Origin of the sequence: Erythrobacter colymbi (assembly GCF_002155685.1) — a bacterium.
In the GTDB taxonomy this organism is placed as follows: Bacteria; Pseudomonadota; Alphaproteobacteria; order Sphingomonadales; family Sphingomonadaceae; genus Erythrobacter; species Erythrobacter colymbi.
Genome location: NZ_MUYK01000001.1, coordinates 554,290 through 571,569, shown reverse-complemented (window position 1 = coordinate 571,569; position 17,280 = coordinate 554,290). Strand labels below are relative to the sequence as shown.

Annotated in this window: 18 protein-coding genes; 10 read left to right on the top strand and 8 right to left on the bottom strand. The window is 68.4% G+C overall.

Annotation, left to right across the window (positions count from 1 at the left end; translation table 11 throughout):
* Window position 1 precedes the first annotated feature (1 nt).
* The 4 genes from folP to BZF57_RS02570 all read right to left on the bottom strand — a co-directional run bounded on the left by folP (window position 2) and on the right by BZF57_RS02570 (window position 3,882).
* Entirely contained in the window at window positions 2–1,114 is a 1,113-nt protein-coding gene (gene folP, locus BZF57_RS02585) for a dihydropteroate synthase (protein WP_086734284.1), read from the bottom strand.
* An 8-nt stretch (window positions 1,115–1,122) separates the two neighbouring features.
* Window positions 1,123–2,247 carry a site-specific DNA-methyltransferase gene (locus BZF57_RS02580; RefSeq protein ID WP_086734282.1) on the bottom strand — a complete coding sequence of 375 codons (1,125 nt, stop codon included), beginning with the start codon at window positions 2,245–2,247 and terminating at the stop codon, window positions 1,123–1,125.
* Window positions 2,248–2,460: 213 nt separating this feature from the next.
* Window positions 2,461–3,168: a hypothetical protein gene (locus BZF57_RS02575; RefSeq protein ID WP_086734280.1), complete on the bottom strand. Its 708-nt coding sequence runs from the start codon at window positions 3,166–3,168 to the stop codon at window positions 2,461–2,463.
* 90 nt (window positions 3,169–3,258) lie between these two features.
* Complete coding sequence (locus BZF57_RS02570) at window positions 3,259–3,882, bottom strand: ribonuclease HII (protein ID WP_086734278.1); 624 nt, start codon at window positions 3,880–3,882, stop codon at window positions 3,259–3,261.
* Here BZF57_RS02570 and BZF57_RS02565 point away from each other — a divergent pair.
* The 6 genes from BZF57_RS02565 (at window position 3,881) to BZF57_RS02540 (ending at window position 8,740) form a co-directional block, all read left to right on the top strand.
* Entirely contained in the window at window positions 3,881–5,062 is a 1,182-nt protein-coding gene (locus BZF57_RS02565; protein WP_086734276.1) for a PQQ-dependent sugar dehydrogenase, read from the top strand. The two genes, BZF57_RS02570 and BZF57_RS02565, sit on opposite strands and share 2 nt — an antisense overlap.
* Entirely contained in the window at window positions 5,062–5,592 is a 531-nt protein-coding gene (locus tag BZF57_RS02560) for a GNAT family N-acetyltransferase (RefSeq protein ID WP_086734274.1), read from the top strand. Before BZF57_RS02565 ends, BZF57_RS02560 begins: the two co-directional genes overlap by 1 nt.
* Window positions 5,593–5,655: 63 nt before the next feature.
* Window positions 5,656–6,210 (top strand): DUF1285 domain-containing protein, encoded by a 555-nt coding sequence (locus BZF57_RS02555; protein ID WP_086734272.1) that lies wholly within the window; start codon window positions 5,656–5,658, stop codon window positions 6,208–6,210.
* Window positions 6,207–6,815 (top strand): CoA pyrophosphatase, encoded by a 609-nt coding sequence (locus BZF57_RS02550; RefSeq protein ID WP_086734270.1) that lies wholly within the window; start codon window positions 6,207–6,209, stop codon window positions 6,813–6,815. Before BZF57_RS02555 ends, BZF57_RS02550 begins: the two co-directional genes overlap by 4 nt.
* Complete coding sequence (locus tag BZF57_RS02545) at window positions 6,805–7,989, top strand: CCA tRNA nucleotidyltransferase (RefSeq protein WP_086734268.1); 1,185 nt, start codon at window positions 6,805–6,807, stop codon at window positions 7,987–7,989. Before BZF57_RS02550 ends, BZF57_RS02545 begins: the two co-directional genes overlap by 11 nt.
* A 217-nt stretch (window positions 7,990–8,206) precedes the next feature.
* Entirely contained in the window at window positions 8,207–8,740 is a 534-nt protein-coding gene (locus tag BZF57_RS02540) for a hypothetical protein (protein WP_086734265.1), read from the top strand.
* Between the two features lie 7 nt (window positions 8,741–8,747).
* Here the strand turns inward: BZF57_RS02540 and parC are convergent, their stop codons facing one another.
* On the bottom strand, window positions 8,748–11,057 hold the full coding sequence (gene parC, locus BZF57_RS02535) for a DNA topoisomerase IV subunit A (protein WP_086734263.1): 2,310 nt from the start codon (window positions 11,055–11,057) through the stop codon (window positions 8,748–8,750).
* A 161-nt stretch (window positions 11,058–11,218) separates the two neighbouring features.
* Between parC and BZF57_RS02530 the strand changes: the two genes are divergently transcribed.
* Together BZF57_RS02530 and BZF57_RS02525 are read left to right on the top strand one after the other, a co-directional pair.
* Window positions 11,219–12,205: a DUF4349 domain-containing protein gene (locus BZF57_RS02530; protein WP_086734261.1), complete on the top strand. Its 987-nt coding sequence runs from the start codon at window positions 11,219–11,221 to the stop codon at window positions 12,203–12,205.
* A 103-nt stretch (window positions 12,206–12,308) separates the two neighbouring features.
* A complete protein-coding gene (locus tag BZF57_RS02525; RefSeq protein ID WP_086734259.1) occupies window positions 12,309–12,851 on the top strand; it encodes a type 1 glutamine amidotransferase domain-containing protein in 543 nt (180 codons plus the stop codon).
* Between the two features lie 7 nt (window positions 12,852–12,858).
* Here BZF57_RS02525 and BZF57_RS02520 read toward each other — a convergent pair whose 3' ends face one another.
* The 3 genes from BZF57_RS02520 to BZF57_RS02510 form a co-directional block, all read right to left on the bottom strand.
* On the bottom strand, window positions 12,859–13,194 hold the full coding sequence (locus BZF57_RS02520) for a 2Fe-2S iron-sulfur cluster-binding protein (protein ID WP_086734257.1): 336 nt from the start codon (window positions 13,192–13,194) through the stop codon (window positions 12,859–12,861).
* Window positions 13,191–14,288 (bottom strand): cysteine desulfurase family protein, encoded by a 1,098-nt coding sequence (locus BZF57_RS02515; RefSeq protein ID WP_086734255.1) that lies wholly within the window; start codon window positions 14,286–14,288, stop codon window positions 13,191–13,193. Before BZF57_RS02515 ends, BZF57_RS02520 begins: the two co-directional genes overlap by 4 nt.
* Before the next feature lie 124 nt (window positions 14,289–14,412).
* Window positions 14,413–15,417 carry a cysteine desulfurase family protein gene (locus BZF57_RS02510; protein WP_086734253.1) on the bottom strand — a complete coding sequence of 335 codons (1,005 nt, stop codon included), beginning with the start codon at window positions 15,415–15,417 and terminating at the stop codon, window positions 14,413–14,415.
* A gap of 88 nt (window positions 15,418–15,505) precedes the next feature.
* Here BZF57_RS02510 and BZF57_RS02505 point away from each other — a divergent pair, with 88 nt between their 5' ends.
* Window positions 15,506–16,162, top strand: a complete 657-nt coding sequence (locus BZF57_RS02505) for an alpha/beta hydrolase (RefSeq protein ID WP_086734251.1) — start codon at window positions 15,506–15,508, stop codon at window positions 16,160–16,162.
* 422 nt (window positions 16,163–16,584) lie between these two features.
* Window positions 16,585–17,265 (top strand): TonB family protein, encoded by a 681-nt coding sequence (locus BZF57_RS02500; protein ID WP_086734248.1) that lies wholly within the window; start codon window positions 16,585–16,587, stop codon window positions 17,263–17,265.
* Window positions 17,266–17,280 lie beyond the last annotated feature (15 nt).

Here is a 17,280-nt window from a genome sequence, read left to right as displayed (position 1 = left end):
GCTAGAGCGGCGGGAGCGTGCTGAAATCGGTCAGCGCCGCGTCCTTGAGGCCGCGCCAGACATTGCGCGCCTGCACCGTCTCGGCAACGTCATGCACCCGCAGCAGGTGGACGCCCGCCTCCATGCCTTTCAGCGCCAGTGCGACCGATCCGGCGAGGCGCTGGTCTGCCGCCTCCTCGCGGGAGAGTGCCCCGATCATTCGCTTGCGGCTCGCCCCCAGCATCAGCGGGCAGCCGAGCGCATGGAACAGCGGCAGGGCGTTGATCAGCGCGAGATTCTCGGCGAGCGACTTGCCGAAGCCGATGCCGGGATCGAGGATGATGCGGCTCTCCTCCACCCCCGCAGCAACCGCCCGGTCCCGCGCGGCGGCGAGGAAATCGAACACCTCGCTCACCACGTCGGCATAGGTGCCGCCTGCGTGCAGATCCTCGCCCGCTCCGGGGGCGTGCATCAGAATCACCGGGCAACCCCGCGCCGCGACGACCTCGATCGAGCGCGGGTCATAGCGCAGCGCCGAAACGTCGTTCGCCATATGCGCGCCCGCATCCAGCCCCGCGGCAAGCACGCCCGCGCGGCGGGTATCGAGGCTGATCGCGGCGCCCATCCCGGCGCAATACTCCACCGCCGGACGGATGCGGCCGATCTCCTCGTCCTCGAAGGTCGCCGCTGCCCCCGGGCGGGTGCTCTCCCCGCCGATGTCTATGATCGCTGCGCCGGCCTCAAGCATCGCTGCGGTATGGGCGCGCCCCGCCTCGAGGGCATCATGCTGCCCGCCGTCGGAGAAGCTGTCGGGGGTGACGTTGAGGATTCCCACCACCTGCGGCTGATCGAGCCTGACGGTGCGCTCGCCCAGTTGGAGCGGCGGGTGGACCCGCGCGAGGTTCGCCCACTGGCGGGCGGCATCGTCGGCGAGCCCCGAGGGCAGCCGCGCGATCGCCGCCTCGATCTCGGTGCGGGTGCCGACGAGGCGCGATGCGACCTGCCCGGCGTCGCGAACCACCAGCGCGAATTCGCGGGCATAGGCCATCGACCCGCCCAGCCGCACCGCCTCGCCCTCCACGGCCTGCGGGCCGGGGGCAAGGGTCAGGGGATGGAGATAGACCCGCTCGGTCACCGGCCGGATCAATCCTCGGCGGCGAGCAGGTAGAGCTGGCGTGCGGCGTCGATCGGCTGCACGTCCCCGCCGTTCTCGTAGTGCCAGAACGACCAGCCGTTACAGCTCGGCGCGCCTTGCAGGTCCTTGCCGAGCCCGTGGATCGAGCCGGTCTTGCCCTGCCACTCCAGCGAGCCATCGGCACGCACCGTGGCGATCCAGCGGCGCTTCTTGTCGAACACCTGGCTGCCGGGCGGGATGAGCCCGCTCTCGACCACCGCGCCGAACGCCACCTTGGGCGCGCTGCGGGGGCTCTGCATCGTGGTGAGCGCGCTTTCATCGAGCGGCAGCTCGCGCGCGATGCGCTTTTCGGCGACGCCGCGGTAGAAATCCTCGCGCTCGCACCCGATCCACTCGCGCCCCAGACGCTTGGCGACGGCGCCGGTGGTGCCGGTGCCGAAAAAGGGATCGAGCACCACGTCGCCCTTCTCGGTCGTTGCCAGCAGCACGCGGTAGAGCAGCGCTTCGGGCTTCTGGGTGGGGTGCGCCTTCCGGCCGTTTTCCTTCAATCGCTCCCCGCCCGAGCAGATCGGCAGCACCCAATCGGAGCGCATCTGGAGTTCGTCATTCAAGGTCTTCATCGCGCGGTAGTTGAAGTGATAACGCGACTTCTCCCCCATGCTCGCCCAGATTAGCGTCTCGTGCGCGTTGGTGAAGCGGGTGCCCTTGAAGTTGGGCATGGGGTTGGTCTTGCGCCAGACGATGTCGTTAAGGATCCAGAAGCCGAGGTCCTGGAGGATCGCGCCGACGCGGAAGATGTTGTGGTAACTGCCGATCACCCACAGCGCGCCATCGGGCTTGAGCACGCGCCGCGCCTCGGCCAGCCATTCGCGGGTGAACTTGTCGTAGGCGGCCATGGAATCGAACTGGTCCCAGTGGTCGGTGACCGCATCGACATGGCTGCCATCGGGGCGGTTCAGATCGCCGCCGAGCTGCAAGTTATAGGGCGGATCGGCGAAGACGAGATCGACGCTCGCACTCGGCAGCGAGCGCATCGCCTCGATGCAGTCGCCCGGCAGGATGCGGCCCAGCGGAAGATCGGGCGCACGCGCAATTTCCTGCGTCTTCTGAACGCTTTTCGCGCGCGACTTCACCTTTTCTATTACGCTTGCCACCGGGGCCTCACCTGTGATGCATGGAACTTATCCACAGGCATGAGTCTTTGAAGAGTCCGCGTCAAGCACCTAATTTTGCGGGGCTTGTCGTGCAGCGACCACTCCCGGCGCGGAACGAAACGAGTCCGGCACAAGATGTAGAGTCCGGCGCCGCTGGCAGGACTCCAGATGCGGGGGTGTGGCGCGAAAGACTCAGCGTGCGCCCGGCCAGCCGAGCGTCGCGCCGAACATCTCCCGGTGGCGGTCGAACGCCGCCTCGCCGATGCAGACCCGGCCGACATAATGCGCCATCGCGATGATCTTGGGGATCATGGCAACCCGCTTTTCCTCCCACGCCGCCACCGCGTCCCAATCGAGGCGTGCGACCGCTCGGGCACGCGCCATTTCGGCGTCCATGTCCTGACGCAGCTCGCCGAGCAGGCGTTCGAGCTGGGGGACGAAATCGGGCGGATAGCCGCCCGGATGTTCCGGCAGGTCAAGCACGAAGCTCGCGCGCTGGTCTGCGGCGAGCAGCATCGTGTTCCACGGTTGCTGCGGCCACAACCCGCACGTTACCGCGAGCATGTGCCCGTATGGCCCGTTCCAGAGCGCCCAAGGCAGCATGGCGTAGGCGCAAACCTGCGTGCCCGCCGGCAGCTGCGCGTTGACCCGGTCGAGGAACTGGCGCTGCAAGGCGATCTGTTCGTCCTGCAAAGCATCCGCCCGTTCCTGCGTCATCCGCTGGTTGGCGGGGGAATCCGGCTCCATCCCCGCCTCGCGCAGCGTAGCGCCTGCGGGGCCGTCCCACAGCTCGGCAGGAAGAATGCGGCTCGCCGGCGCGTCATGTGCGGCGGCTTGCGGCGCAGCGCGCTGTACCGCCGGGCTCTGCTTGCGGCCGAAAACCGGGCGATGGATGGTCATGCTGGCGTTCCCCTTTGGCTGAATGCCATACAGGGGAATGCTGAAATCTTTGTTGATTCCGGCCCGTTGCCTGCCCTGACGACCCGGGCTCTAGATCAGCACCAGCTGCGCAACCGGGGCGAAGCTGCGGCGGTGGAGCGGGCTCGGGCCGTGAAGCCGCAGCGCTTCCATATGCTCGGCCGTGCCGTAGCCCTTGTTGCGCTCCCACCCGTAGTGGGGATGGGTCTGCGCGGCCTCCAGCATCATCCGGTCGCGCCATTCCTTGGCAATGATCGAGGCGGCGGAGATGGCGGGCTCGATCCCGTCCCCGCCGACGATTGCGCGGGCAGGCCAGCACCAGTCGGTGCAGCGCCCGTGGGGTGTCATGTTGCCGTCGATCAGCACCTCGCGCGTCTCGCACCCGAGCGCGGCGGTGAGGCTGGCGACAGCGCGGGTCATCGCCAGCATGGTCGCCATGAAGATGTTGACGCGGTCGATCTCCTCGGGATCGACCACCGCCACGGCCCAGCCGCAACTGCTGCGGATCGCTTCGTCGAGGACCGCGCGGCGGGCGGGCGAAAGGCGCTTGGAATCGTCGAGCCCCGCAGGTATCGCGGCGCCCAGAACCACCGCCGCGGCCACCACCGGCCCGGCGAGCGGCCCGCGCCCAGCCTCGTCGACGCCGATCACCAGCGGCGCGCCCGAGGCGATCAAATCCGGAGTGACCCCAAGCATGATCCGTTCTGCCCGTTTGCTCGCCGCTCTTTCGACCCCTGCCCTGCTGCTGGCAAGCTGTGCCAACGCCGAAACCGGGGACAGCGCAGCCCAATCGGGCGAGATCGTCGCGACCACCGGCCCCGCCTACCCGTTCAAGACGACCGACGTCGCGGGGTTCGAGGAGCCCTGGGCGATGGCCTTCGCGCCGGGCACGGCGACGCTCTTCGTCACCGAGAAATCGGGTACGGTGAAGCTGCTCGACACCAAGACCGGCGAGACCGCGACCGTCAGCGGCGCGCCTAAGGTCGATTACGGCGGCCAGGGCGGGCTTGGCGACATCGCCTTCCTGCCGGCCGAGGCGTCGGATACGCTCGGCACGCGCACGATCTACCTCAGCTGGGCCGAAGCGGGCGAGAACGACACCCGCGGCGCGGCGGTTGGCAAGGGCAAACTGGTGTGCTCGGCCCCCACGACCTGCGCGATCGAGGGCCTCAGCGTGATCTGGCGCCAGACCCCCAAGGTGACGGGGCGCGGGCATTACTCGCACCGCCTGACCTTCTCGCCCGACGGCAAGTATCTGTTCGTCGCCAGCGGCGAGCGGCAGAAGATGACCCCAGCGCAGGACACCGCCGCAACGCTCGGCAAGATCGTGCGCCTCAACCTCGACGGCACGCCTGCCGCGGGCAATCCGATGGCGGACAAAGGCGGCGTCACGGCCGAGATCTGGTCAATGGGGCACCGCAATATCCTCGGCGTCGCTTGGGATGCGCAGGGGCGGCTGTGGGAGGTCGAGCACGGCCCGGCGGGCGGTGACGAGCTCAATCTCGTCAAGCCCGGCGCCAACTATGGCTGGCCGCTGCGCTCGAACGGCAGCCACTACAACGGCGACGAGATCCCCGATCACGAACCCGGCGACGGCTTCGCCCAGCCCGCGACCAGCTGGAACCCCGTGATCGCGCCGGGCGGCATGATCTTCTACACCGGCGACCAGTTCCCCGCGTGGAAGGGCCATGCGCTGATCACCGGCCTTGCCTCGCAGGCGATCGTCGATGTCGCGATCGATGGCGAGAGCGCACGCGAAGTCGCTCGTCACGAGTTCGAGAACCGCCTGCGCGCCATCGCGCAGGGGCCGGACGGCGCGATCTGGGTTGCGCAGGACGGCAAGGGCGCGCGGCTGCTGAAGCTCAGCCCTCGCTGATGGCCACCTCCACCGCGACCCTGATCCCGCTCGAGGCGGTCGATCCCGCCATGATCGAGGAGGTGCTCGACCGCGCCTTCGGGCCGGATCGCCATGCGCGCACCGCTTACCGCATTCGCGCCGGGATGGACTGGCTCCCCGGCCTCAGCCTCGCCGCATTGGACGAGAACGAGATGCTGGTCGGCACGATCCAGTGCTGGCCCATCGGCTTGCAGACGAAGCAGGGACAGGTGCCGCTGGTGATGGTCGGTCCGGTCGCGGTCGTGCCCGAACGGCAGGGCGAAGGCTTCGGGGTCGGGCTGATGAGCGCGATGATCGCCGAGGATGCGCGGCTTGCCTCAAGCGGCGGCCCCGCGCTGCCGCAGGTGCTGATCGGCGATGCCCCCTATTACGGGCGCTGGGGCTTCTCGGCCGCGATGACCGGCGGCTGGCACTGCCCCGGCCCCTACGAACAGGACCGCCTGCTCGCCCGCGGCCACGGCCTTGCCGCGATGCCGACCGAAGGGATGCTGGGCCCGTGGGAGGGTTAGCGGCGACATAAGGGACACTAACCCCTTCACCTCGCGCGCGCCATCTGCCATCCCCTTCCCGCAATGCCCTACGAACCGCCCCCTCACCTTGCCGGCCTGACCCTCGCGCAGATCGCGGCGCTGGTCGAGGAGCGCAAGCTGCCGCCGGTCGAAAGCTGGAGCCCGCAGCAGATCGGTGAGAGCCACATGGTGATCGCCGCCGACGGCACCTGGTTCCACGAAGGCGGCGTGATCCGGCGCGAGGCGATGGTGCGCGCCTTTGCCAGCCTGCTCACCCGCGACGCGGCGGGGCACCACTGGCTCGTCACCCCGATCGAGAAGCTCAGCATCGAGGTCGAGGACGCGGCCTTCATCGCCACCGATTGCGTGCGGACCGAGGGCGCGCTGGCGTTCCGGCTCAACACCGACGAACTGGTGATCGCCGGCCCCGAGCACGCTCTGCGCGCAGCGGGCACGACCGAGGAGCCCGCGCTCTATCTCCACGTGCGGCGCGGGTGCGAAGCGCGGCTCAACCGCTCAACCTGGGCGCAGCTGGCCGAGATCGCGCTGGCCGAAGGGGCCGAGGAAAATGGCTGGCGGGTCACCAGCCAGGGCGCGCATTTCCGCCTGCTGCCATGAGCCTCTACGACCCCCTCGCCCGCGCCTTTGCGGAAGGCCATGCGCGCGACATTCCCGATCTCCTGAGCGACGCGCACTTCGCCAAGGATGGCCGCGCCACGCCCGCCGCGGTGCTGGTGGCTATCACCGACGTGGCGCATGATCCGCAGGTGATCCTCACCCAGCGCCCCCGCGCGATGCGCGATCACCCCGGGCAGGTCGCCTTTCCCGGCGGCAAGATCGATCCGGGCGAGGATGCCGTCACCGCCGCCCTGCGCGAGGCCGAGGAGGAGCTTGCTCTCCCCCGCGATGCCGTGCGGGTGATCGGCACCAGCGATGTCTACCACACCGGCACCGGCTTTCTGGTGACGCCGGTGGTGGGCGTCGTTCCGCCGGGGCTGGAGCTTGTCCCCAACCCGCAAGAGGTCGAGGCGTGGTTCGAAGCGCCGCTCGGCCTGCTGCTCGATCCTGCCAGCTGGACGACCAACGAGGTGTTCTGGCGCGGGGCGAACCGGCGCTATCTCGAACTCGACTGGCAGGGCTTCCGCATCTGGGGTGTGACCGCGGCGATCATCGCCAACCTGTCGCGGCGGATCAGCCGGGAGGCGCTGTTCGATGCTGCGTGAACTTTCGCAGGCCGACTGGACCAGGCGCGAGGGCCTCGCCCTGTTGACGCGCGCGCTGGGGGCGGAGAACATCCGCTGGGTCGGCGGGGCGGTACGCGATGGCTTGCTCGGCGTGGCCGTGGCCGATGTCGATTGCGCCACGAAGCTGATGCCCGCCGAGGTGATCGCTGCCTGCGGGCGCGCGGGGATCCGCACCGTGCCGACCGGGATCGATCACGGCACCATCACCGCGATCCTCAAGGATGGCCCGGTCGAGGTCACCACCCTGAGGCGCGATGTCGCCACCGATGGCCGGCGCGCCACCATCGCCTTCGCGCAGGACTGGCCCGAGGATGCCGCGCGGCGCGATTTCACCATCAACGCGCTCTATGCCCATCCCGAAACGCTCGAGATCGCAGACTATTTTGGCGGTCTCGACGATCTTGCGGCAGGCCGCGTGCGCTTCATCGGGGACGCGCGCCAGCGGATTGCCGAGGATCACCTCAGGATCCTGCGCTACTACCGCTTCCAGACCCGCTTCGGCGCCGATCTCGATCCCGAGGCCGAGGATGCCTGCGCCGAGCTGGCACACACGCTGAAGGGCCTCAGCCGCGAGCGGATCGCCTCGGAACTGTTGTCCCTGCTCGCCCTGCCCGATCCGCACCCGACCATCGACCGCATGAGGAAGCGCGGCGTGCTGCCGGTGATCCTGCCCGAGGCCTGCCCGCCGCAGGTCGCTGCCCTTGCGCGGCTGATCGCGGCCGAGGCCGAGCAGGGCATTGCCCCCGATCCCGTCCGGCGGCTCGCGGCGCTGCTTCCGCCGATGCCGGAGACGGCCGAGACCGTCGCCGCGCGCCTGCGCCTCTCCAAGGCCCAGCGCGGCCGCCTGGTGGCCGCGGCCGAGCGCCGGCCGGAAGATGCCGCGAACCCCCGCGCCCTCGCCTATCGCCTCACGCCCCCCGTCGCGACGGACCGCCTGCTGATCGGCGGCGGCGACGCGCGGGCGCTCGACGGGTGGAGCGTGCCGGTCTTCCCGCTGAAGGGCGGCGCGATCGTCGCGCGCGGGGTCACCGCCGGCCCGGCGGTCGCGCGCGTGCTCCAGCAGGTCGAGGCGCGCTGGGTCGCCGAAGGCTTCCCCGACGCTGCCCGCATCGACGCGCTGCTGACCGAGGAACTCGCCCGCGCGGCCTCCTGACGCGAACGTAAAGGGGCGAACGGGGCGAAACCCGCGACGGATGCGGTCCCGGCCGGTTCCCCTCCATACTCACGCAGGTTAGAGTCTTGGCTGCGGGCCCCACCGGTCACAAGCCACACCGGTCCTCTTGGCCACCCCCGGCCGACCAGCCCGCACCCCGATACGCCATGCCGCCCCCTTGGCACGGCGACGGGGAAACGAGAGTTGGAGTGCTGTGATGAAAACCCTCAGGCTGGCGCTGATGGCCGGCGCCATTGCCGTTACCCCCGCGGCGGTGTTTGCGCAGGATGTCGGCACGACGATCTACGGCAGCGATGGCAAGCCGGTCGGCACCGTGGTCGAGGTCAACGCGCAGGTGGTCGTGATCGACACCGGCCGCCACAAGGCCCCCGTACCGCTCAGCATGGTGTTCGACGGGCCCAACGGGAAGAGCGTCAACGCGCCCCGCTCGCTGGTCGACAGCATGATGGACGAGCGCCTTGCCGCAGCCAATGCCGAGCGCGACGCCAAGCTCAAGCCGGGCGCGGCGGTGATCTCCTCCGGGGGCCGTGCGGTGGGCACGATCCGTGTGGCGGACCTCACTGCGGATTCGATCATCCTCGACAGCCCGCAGGGGCCGCTGCGGTTGAAGAAGGAGCACTTCGCTGTGACCCCGCAGGGCCAGCTGATGGTGCTCTACAGCCGCGACCAGATCGCCAGCGCCGCCAATGGCAGCACCCGCAACGCCTCGGCCACGGGCGCCGGGAACTAGGCCCCGCTCAGCCGAACTTGCCCGACTTGGGGAAGCCCTGCGGCGGCATCCGCCCGGCAGCCCCGCGCGCGACCTTCCACATGCGGATTTCGGTCTCGGTCCGCGTGCGCTCGCCCGAGCCGCCCATCTGCCAGCTGAGGCCATCGGCAAGCACGAAGGTCGTCGCATCGGACAGCCCGCCATCGCGGTAGCGCTGGAGCTGCACCCCCTGCCCGCGCGACATGACGGGCAGCTCTTCGAGGTTGAAGACAACGAGCTTGCGGTTGTCGCCCACCACCGCGACATGATCGTGCCCCTCGCCGATCGGGCGGATCACCGAAAGCTTCGCCCCGTCCTTGAGATTGACCACCTGCCGGCCCTTGCGGGTCTCGGCGAGCAGCTCGTCGAGCAGCGCGACGAAGCCCTTGCCGTGGCTTGAGGCGAGCAGCAGCCTGCCGCCCGGGCGGTGGACCATCATTGCGCTGACATTCGCTTCGGTCTCGAGGTCGATCATGGTGCGCACCGGCTCACCAAAGCCGCGCGCGCCAGGGAGCTTGTCGCAGCCCAGCGTGTAGAACCGCCCGTCGGAGGCGGCGAGCAGCAACTTGTCGGTGGTCTGGGCGTGGAGGATGAAGGCGAGGCCGTCGCCCTCCTTGTACTTGAACTCCTGGTCGAGCGGCACGTGGCCCGAGGCCGCACGGATCCAGCCCTTCTGGCTGAGGATCACCGTGACGGGCGCCTTCTCGATCATCGCGTCCATGCTGAACACCGCCGTGGGCGTAGCCTCGGCAATCAGCGTCCGGCGGCGGCCGAGCGGGGTGTCCTCGGCGTAGTTCTTGCGCAGATTGCGCAGGTCGCGTTTCAACCGCGTGCGCTGCTTGGCGGGGCTTTCGAGCAGCGCCTTCAGGTCGGCCTCTTCGGCAAGCAGCTCGTCCTGTTCCTTGCGCAGCTGCATTTCCTCCAGCTTGCGCAGGGAGCGCAGCCGCATGTTGAGGATCGCTTCGGCCTGCCGGTCGGTCAGCTCGAACTCGGCGATCATCACCGGCTTGGGCTCGTCCTCGGTGCGGATGATCTCGATCACCCGGTCGAGGTTGAGGAAGGCGATGATGTAGCCGCGCACCAGTTCCAGCCGGTTGGCGATCTGGTCCAGCCGGTGCCTGGCGCGGCGCTGGAGGATGTCGATCTGCGCCGAGGTCCAGCTTTCAAGCAGTTCCTTCAGCCCCATCACCATCGGGGTGCGGCCAAGGCCCGGCGGGGCATCGAGCACGTTCATGTTGAGGCTGAAGCGGGTTTCGAGATCCGTCAGCTTGAACAGGCTCTCCTTCAGGAGCTCGGGATCGACATTGCGGCTCTTGGGCACGAGCACGATGCGGATCGCCTCGTCGCTCTCGTCGCGCACGTCTTCGAGGATCGGGAGCTTGCGGTCGGCGATCGCCTGCGCGATCTGCTCGATCAGCTTGGACTTGGGCACCTGATAGGGAATTTCCGAGATGACGAGCTGCCACTGGCCCCCGCCGAGCCGCTCGATCCCGGCATCGATATCGGCCTGATCCTTGGCCTCGGGCGCGCGGAACCGCCCACGCAGACGGAAGGCACCGCGCCCGGTGCGATAGGCTTCGGCGATGATCGCCGGGCTGTCGATCACGTGCCCGCCGGTGGCGAAATCGGGGCCGTGGAACAGCTCCATCAGCCGCTCATGGGTGACCGAGGGATTGTCGATCAGCTCGAGCGTGGCGTCGATGATCTCGGCGACATTGTGGCTCGGGATGGAGGTCGCCATCCCCACCGCGATCCCGCTCGCCCCGTTCGCGAGCAGGTTCGGGAACAGGCCGGGGAAAATCTCGGGCTCGATCTCCTCGCCATTATAGGTCGGGAGGAAATCGACCGTGCCCTCGTCCAGCCCCGCCATCAGTTCCAATGCGGTGCGGGTCAGGCGGGCTTCGGTGTAGCGGTAGGCGGCGGCGTTATCGCCGTCGACATTGCCGAAATTCCCCTGCCCCTCGACCAGCGGATAACGCAGGCTGAAATCCTGCGCGAGGCGGACCATCGCGTCGTAGACGGAGGCATCGCCATGGGGGTGATACTTGCCGATCACGTCGCCGACGACGCGGGCCGACTTCTTGAAGGCATCGCTCGGATTGAGCTTCAGCTGCCGCATCGCCCACAGCAGGCGGCGGTGGACCGGCTTCAGCCCGTCGCGCAGATCGGGGAGCGAGCGCGCGGTGATCGTCGAGAGCGCATAGACCAGATAGCGCTCGGACAGCGCGGCATCGAAGGGCGCATCGACGATGGCGTCGAAGCCGTCATCGGGATCGGCGGGAAGCACGGGATCGGACATGGCCCCCGTCTAGCAATCCCCGCGCGCGCGAGGGAGAGGGGTTTCCACAGGGAATGCTCCGCAATCGCGCGGGGCGGGAGGGGGTCGCAATGTGCATTCCGCTTGCCAAACCGCCTGATTTCATTCGATGATCGCCGCGCACCCAGGGGACAGGGGAATTCATGCGCACATCACTGATCGCCGCCGCTTCGCTCGCTCTGTGCCTGACGGGGTGCAGCAAGCCCGCTGACGGGGGCGGGACGGAAAGCGAATTCGGCTTTCACGAGGCGCAGCAATCCTCGGTCTTCAACCTGCTCGAAGGCGACAGCGACATGGCCATGGTGGAGCGGGTCCAATCGTTGAGCGTCGAGGAGCCACCTGCCGACACAGCCTCCTCGGTCCCCCTGCCCACTGCCGCCACGGCCTCGGCCCCGAACCAGATCGCCTATTCTTATGGCTACGGCTTCCGCATCGAGGCCGACGCCATCGCCAAGCTGCAGGAGCGCCACGTCGCCCTGTGCGAGAAAATGGCCCCCGCCTGCCGCATCATCCGCACCTCGCAATCGCGCTCGGACAGCTGGGACGGCTATGGCGAAGTCAGCATGGAAGTCGCTGCCGACCGCGCCGGAAAGCTCGGCGAAGCGCTGCTGGCTCCGGCCGAGGAACTGGGCGGCACGCTGGTTTCCTCGGTGCGCGAGGGCGAGGACCTCAGCACCCAGATCATCGACACCGAAGCCCGCCTCAAATCGCGCCTGCTGCTGCGCGACAAGCTGACGGCGATCCTCCAGAACAACCGCGGTTCGGTCGACGAACTGGTCAAGGCCGAATCCGAAGTCGCCAAGGTCAACGAGGAGATCGACGCGGTGCGCGCGCGGCTCGAAAGCTTCCGTGGGCGCATCCGTTACAGCGATGTGAAGATCCAGTACGAGCCGGCCTTCGGGGAGAGCCAGGTCGGCTTCGTGCGCCCTGTCGCCACCGCCTTGCGCTCGGTCGGCTCGACCCTCGGGGTCAGCATCGCGGCGATCGTCTATGCGGTGACGGCGCTGCTGCCACTGGTGCTGCTGATCGCCGGCCTGCGCTGGGTGCTCCACCGCTTCGGCTTCCGCCTGCGGTTCTGGAAGAACGACCTGCGCAAGACCAAGGCGGCAGAGGAGCCGGCGGAGAGCTAGGGCGCGGCCCGCCGCACCTGCCTTGCGGCCCGTCCCGTAGAGTGGAACATCGGCCTGCGCCAAGGGCTTGTCCCTCGCGGATACCAACCGCAGGAGACACATCATGCAGCGCGTCCTCATCATCGCCACCGACGGGTTCGAGCAGTCCGAACTGATGGAACCCAAGCGCCTGCTCGAGGAAGCCGGGGCCGAGGTTTCGGTCGCCAGCCTCAAGCCCGGGGCAATCAAGGGCTGGGACCAGAAGGACTGGGGCGAGAGCGTGCCGGTCGACCTCACCGTCGGCGAGGTGCAGACCGGAGACTATGACGCGCTGCTGCTCCCCGGCGGGCAGATGAACCCCGACATCCTGCGCACCGAGCACAAGGTCATTGAAATCATCCGCGAATTCGACGCCGCGGGGAAGCCCCTCGCCGCCATCTGCCATGCCCCGTGGCTGCTCGCCGAGGCCGATCTGATCGAAGGGCGTACCGTCACCGGCTGGCCCTCGATCCGCACCGATCTCACCAATGCCGGCGCGGCGGTCGTCGACGAGGAGGTGGTGGTCGACGGCAACTTCATCACCAGCCGCAAGCCGGGCGACATCCCCGCCTTCACCGAGGCGCTAATGGCCGCGCTCAACATGGAACGCGTTGAAGAACCGCTGTAATTCCGCGCTACATCCGCCGCGCATCGGAGCTGGTGGCGGGGACGGTGACGGTCAATCCGTCCATCTCCGCCGTCAGCTCGATCTGGCACGACAGGCGCGAGGTGCGCCGCGCGCCGGCGGCGAAATCGAGCATGTCCTCCTCCTCTTCCGAGGCGGGGGACAGGCGCTCAAACCAGTCGGCCGCGACGATCACGTGGCAGGTGGAACACGCCATCTGCCCCTCGCAGGTGCCCTCCAGCGGCAGCCCCGCCGCCTGCCCGACGCGCAGCAGGTTGTCACCACTTTCCGCAGCAGTTTCAATGACTTTGCCGCGCGGGTCGATGAAGGTGACGGTAATGCTCACAGGCCCTGCTCCCTCGCGGCGGCGTTCAACATGGCAGCGGCGGATTCGAGTTCCGCTGCGCTCGTATAGCGCCCGAATCCGAGGCGGATAGAGGACTTTGCCTCTGCGTCCGAAAGCCCGATCGCCCGCAGCACATGGCTGGGACGGCCCGACCCGCTGGCGCAGGCGCTCCCGGCGGAGAACATCACCTGACGGCAGTCGCTCATCAGGCGGGCGACGTCGAGGCCGTCCTTGCGGATGTTGAGATTGCCGTGCCAGCGGTGCTCCGCGCTGCCGTTCAGCTGCCAGCCTTCGAACAGATCGCGGGCAATGTTCTCCAAATGTTTCACGTGAAACATCTGCGCCTCCATCCCCTCAAAAGCGAGGCGCGAGGCCGCCCCGAACCCTGCACAAAGGGCGGGCGAGAGGGTGCCTGAACGCAGCGAAGCCTCCTGACCGCCGCCGTGAACAAGGGGCTGGAGCGTGGTATCCGGCGCCATCCACAGCGCGCCGATCCCCTTGGGCCCGTGAATCTTGTGCGCCGAGACCGCCACGAAGTCGGGGCTGAAGGGGGTCAAGGCGAGCCTGCCATAGGCCTGGACGGCATCGACCAGCACTCTGGCACCCGCCGAACGGGCGATGGCGATGGCCTCGGCGAGCGGGTGCACCACGCCGATCTCGTTATTGACCGCCATGATCGCGACGAGGCCCGTCTGCGGCGTCAGCGCGGCCTTGAGCGCCTCAAGGTCGGCGCGGCCATCGGGCAGGACGGGGAGCACGGTGAAGCGCCGCCCCTGCGCCTCGACCGCCACCGCACAATCGAGCACCGCGGCGTGCTCGGTGGCGAAGGTGAGGACATCGCCCGTGGTGCCGAGCAGCACCATGTTGAGCGCCTCGGTCGCGCCGCTCGTGAAGATCGTCCGACCGCCGGTGGGCATGAGCGCCGCGACCTGATCGCGCGCGGCCTCGACCGCCGCGGCGGCCATGCGGCCCATGCGGTGGGGCGAGTGGGGGTTGCCGAAAGTGTCGCTCTCCGGCCCGCCGAGCCAGCGCAACATCGCCTCACGCGCTTCGGGGGCGAGGGGTGTGGTGGCCTGATAGTCGAGGTAGATCATGGGGTTACGCCCATGTCTTCGTCATTGCGAGCGGAGCGAAGCAATCCATGGCGTGAGGTTCCCGCTTGACGCGCGGTCCGTCCATGGATTGCCGCGTCGCCTTCGGCTCCTCGCAATGACGAGATCAGCATAGCGAAGCCCAGGCCTTCGCGAACCGCTCAAGCTCCTCGGGCGTGGTGTTCCACCCGAGGCTGACCCGGATCGTGCGCGCCGCCACATCGTCGGGCACTCCGAAGGCATCGAGCACGCGGCTTTTCTTCAAGGTGCCCGAGGAACACGCGCTCCCCGCCGAGACCGCGAAGCCTTGTCCGTCGAGGCGGATCAGGAGCGCCTGCGCGCTCATCGTGGGGTGGGCGAGGGCGAAAATGTAATCCACCTGCTCGCCCCGCTCCAGTTGGTAGGGCGACAGCGCCTCGGCGAAGGCGCGGCGTTCATTGGGCGAGGTTACCCAGCAGCCCGCCTCGAGCGCTGCCGCCATGCCCATAGCGCCGGGAAGATTCTCGGTGCCCTGACGATAGCCGCGCTCGTGCCCGCCGACGGGTTCCAGCACTGCAAAGTCCTGTACCAGCAGCGCACCCACGCCAATCGGTCCGCCGAACTTGTGGGCGCTGACGACGATCATGTCGGCCTCGGGCAGCGGGAGCTTGCCTGCGCTCTGGGCGCAGTCTGAAAGGAGCAGCGCGCCGTCTTCGCGCATCGCATCGGCGGTGTCTGCGATCCTGAGTATCGTGCCGGTTTCCGGATTGACGTGCTGGACTGCGATGAGCGTGCCTTCGGCCGGCGGCTCGCCGCCCGTGAAAAGTTCGGCATCCGGTGCCGCGCGGAACACCGCGTCATGCTCGACGGCGCTAACGATCCGGCGCTCCACCTTGGCGCGGTTGAGGGCAATCCACAGCGCCTCGCTCGCGCCCGAGGTAAAAATCAACTCCCCTTCCCACCCCAGCGCGCGCTTCACGCGCTCGCGCGCATCCTCCAGCGCGGCGCGCGCCTTGCGGCCTTCGGCGTGGGGCGAAGAGGGGTTGGCCCAGATCGCGAAGCCCTCCTCCATCGCCGCGCGCGCTTCGGGGCGCAGGGGGCTGGTGGCGGCGTGATCGAGGTAGATGCGGCCTGAAATGGCGGGATTCCTCACAATAATTGCGATTTTCGCGAGTGCCCCTATATAGGCCGCGCAATTCCGGCGCCACCCGGCGCGGCACAGCGTTTCATAAGGTCCAGCAATGCCCTCAGTGATCTTCCCCGGCCCCGAAGGCCGTCTCGAAGGCCGTTTCTCCCCGCCCCCGCGCCCGCGCGCGCCGGTGGCGATGATCCTGCATCCGCACCCCGAGGGCGGCGGCACGATGAACGACCGGATCGTGCAGCGGCTCTACAAGACCTTCGCCGATCGCGGCTTTGCGACGCTACGCTTCAACTTCCGCGGCGTGGGCCGCTCGCAAGGGTCGTTCGACAGCGGCATCGGCGAGCTTTCGGATGCGGCGAGCGCGCTCGACTGGGTGCAGTCGATCCACCCCGAGGCGCAGAGCACCTGGATCGCGGGCTACTCCTTCGGCGCGCTGATCGGCATGCAGCTGCTGATGCGCCGCCCCGAAGTGCGCGGCTTCATCTCGGTCGCGCCGCCCGCCAACATGTACGATTTCAGCTTCCTCGCCCCTTGCCCCGCGAGCGGCATCTTCGTGCAGGGCGCGGCGGATACGGTGGTGCAGCCCAATGCGGTGCAGAAGCTGGTCGACAAGCTGCGTACCCAGAAGCACATCACCATCCACCACGAGGAAATCCCGCGCGCCAACCACTTCTTCGAGAACGAGCTCGAGGAGTTGATGCGCTCGGTCGACAACTATCTGGATTTCCGCCTCTCGCCGGATTGCCCGATCAAGTAGCTCTTGTTTGCGTGGTCGCCTCCGCGACCACGTCCTCGGTGCTGTTCCTTCGCTGCGCTCCGGGCACCTGCGGGCGGCCGTTCGGCCTTGCGGCCCTACGGGCCGGGCCAGCGCGACTCATCAGACTTGCGATGATTTCGGTCGCGCCAGCGACCGCGAGCGCACGCGCGCGAGCCGCAGGCGCTCAAGCCCGCAGGGCTTGAAACAGCGCCGAGGACGTGCCCGCGGAGGCGGGCACGCAAGCAAATTCAACCATTTCTCTACCGAAATGGTTGCAAAAATTACAGTCCTGAAAAACAACGCGAAAGTTCTTCGGGCCTAGCAAAAGTCATAGTACTCTGAGTCCCGAGCGGGGCCGGAGTGTTCTGCTTGTCAAAGGTGCTCCGGCCACCGCTCCCACGATGATGGAGAGAGGAGCACATATGACATACGCTTCTGCCAACCGCCGCCCCAACGCCGCCGCGCTTGCCGGCGCGCTGGGCATCCCCGGAGCCTTCGGCGCGCTGCTGGTCGTCGGCCTTGCGGTGACGGTGGTGACGGTGCCCAAGCCGCCCAACCCCACGGCCACCTCGGTCGCCGAGATCCCCCTGCCCCCGCCTCCGCCGCCGACCGACGAAAAGTCGCAGACCGACAACAAGACAACGAACCCCACGACCGTCACCGAAATCCCCGTCATCCCCAACCCGCCGATCAATCCGCCGGTGATCTTCGACGGGCCGATCACCATCCCCACCTCGCCGCCGGGCACCGAAGGGCCGATCGTCACCGGCACCCCCGGCCCCGTGCCGAGCCCGGCTTCGCTCTACGATCCGGTCGGCGCGAAGGCGAAGGGCAATCCCGGCAAGTGGGTGACCAATGACGACTATCGCCCGCGCTGGATCATGGAGGGGCTCGAGGGCACCGCGCGCTTCACGCTCCAGATCGACGCGCGCGGCAAGGTGTCGGGCTGCACCATCACCCGCTCGACCGGCCACGCCGCGCTCGATGCGGCGACCTGCGATCTCGTGAGCAAACGCGCGCGCTTCGATGCGGCACGCGACGGAACGGGCAAGCCGGTCGCGGGGAGCTATTCGAACAGCGTGACCTGGAGAATCCCGGAGTAACCCGGGTGTCGCCGG

Bases quoted from the DNA above. Each gene is read 5' to 3' on its own strand.
- BZF57_RS02575 (WP_086734280.1), bottom strand. From the start codon at position 3,168: ATGACCATCCATCGCCCGGTTTTCGGCCGCAAGCAGAGCCCGGCGGTA.
- BZF57_RS02565 (WP_086734276.1), top strand. From the start codon at position 3,881: ATGATCCGTTCTGCCCGTTTGCTCGCCGCTCTTTCGACCCCTGCCCTG.
- BZF57_RS02570 (WP_086734278.1), bottom strand. From the start codon at position 3,882: ATGCTTGGGGTCACTCCGGATTTGATCGCCTCGGGCGCGCCGCTGGTG.
- BZF57_RS02560 (WP_086734274.1), top strand. From the start codon at position 5,062: ATGGCCACCTCCACCGCGACCCTGATCCCGCTCGAGGCGGTCGATCCC.
- BZF57_RS02555 (WP_086734272.1), top strand. From the start codon at position 5,656: ATGCCCTACGAACCGCCCCCTCACCTTGCCGGCCTGACCCTCGCGCAG.
- BZF57_RS02550 (WP_086734270.1), top strand. From the start codon at position 6,207: ATGAGCCTCTACGACCCCCTCGCCCGCGCCTTTGCGGAAGGCCATGCG.
- BZF57_RS02545 (WP_086734268.1), top strand. From the start codon at position 6,805: ATGCTGCGTGAACTTTCGCAGGCCGACTGGACCAGGCGCGAGGGCCTC.
- BZF57_RS02540 (WP_086734265.1), top strand. From the start codon at position 8,207: ATGAAAACCCTCAGGCTGGCGCTGATGGCCGGCGCCATTGCCGTTACC.
- parC (WP_086734263.1), bottom strand. From the start codon at position 11,057: ATGTCCGATCCCGTGCTTCCCGCCGATCCCGATGACGGCTTCGACGCC.
- BZF57_RS02530 (WP_086734261.1), top strand. From the start codon at position 11,219: ATGCGCACATCACTGATCGCCGCCGCTTCGCTCGCTCTGTGCCTGACG.
- BZF57_RS02525 (WP_086734259.1), top strand. From the start codon at position 12,309: ATGCAGCGCGTCCTCATCATCGCCACCGACGGGTTCGAGCAGTCCGAA.
- BZF57_RS02515 (WP_086734255.1), bottom strand. From the start codon at position 14,288: ATGATCTACCTCGACTATCAGGCCACCACACCCCTCGCCCCCGAAGCG.
- BZF57_RS02505 (WP_086734251.1), top strand. From the start codon at position 15,506: ATGCCCTCAGTGATCTTCCCCGGCCCCGAAGGCCGTCTCGAAGGCCGT.
- BZF57_RS02500 (WP_086734248.1), top strand. From the start codon at position 16,585: ATGACATACGCTTCTGCCAACCGCCGCCCCAACGCCGCCGCGCTTGCC.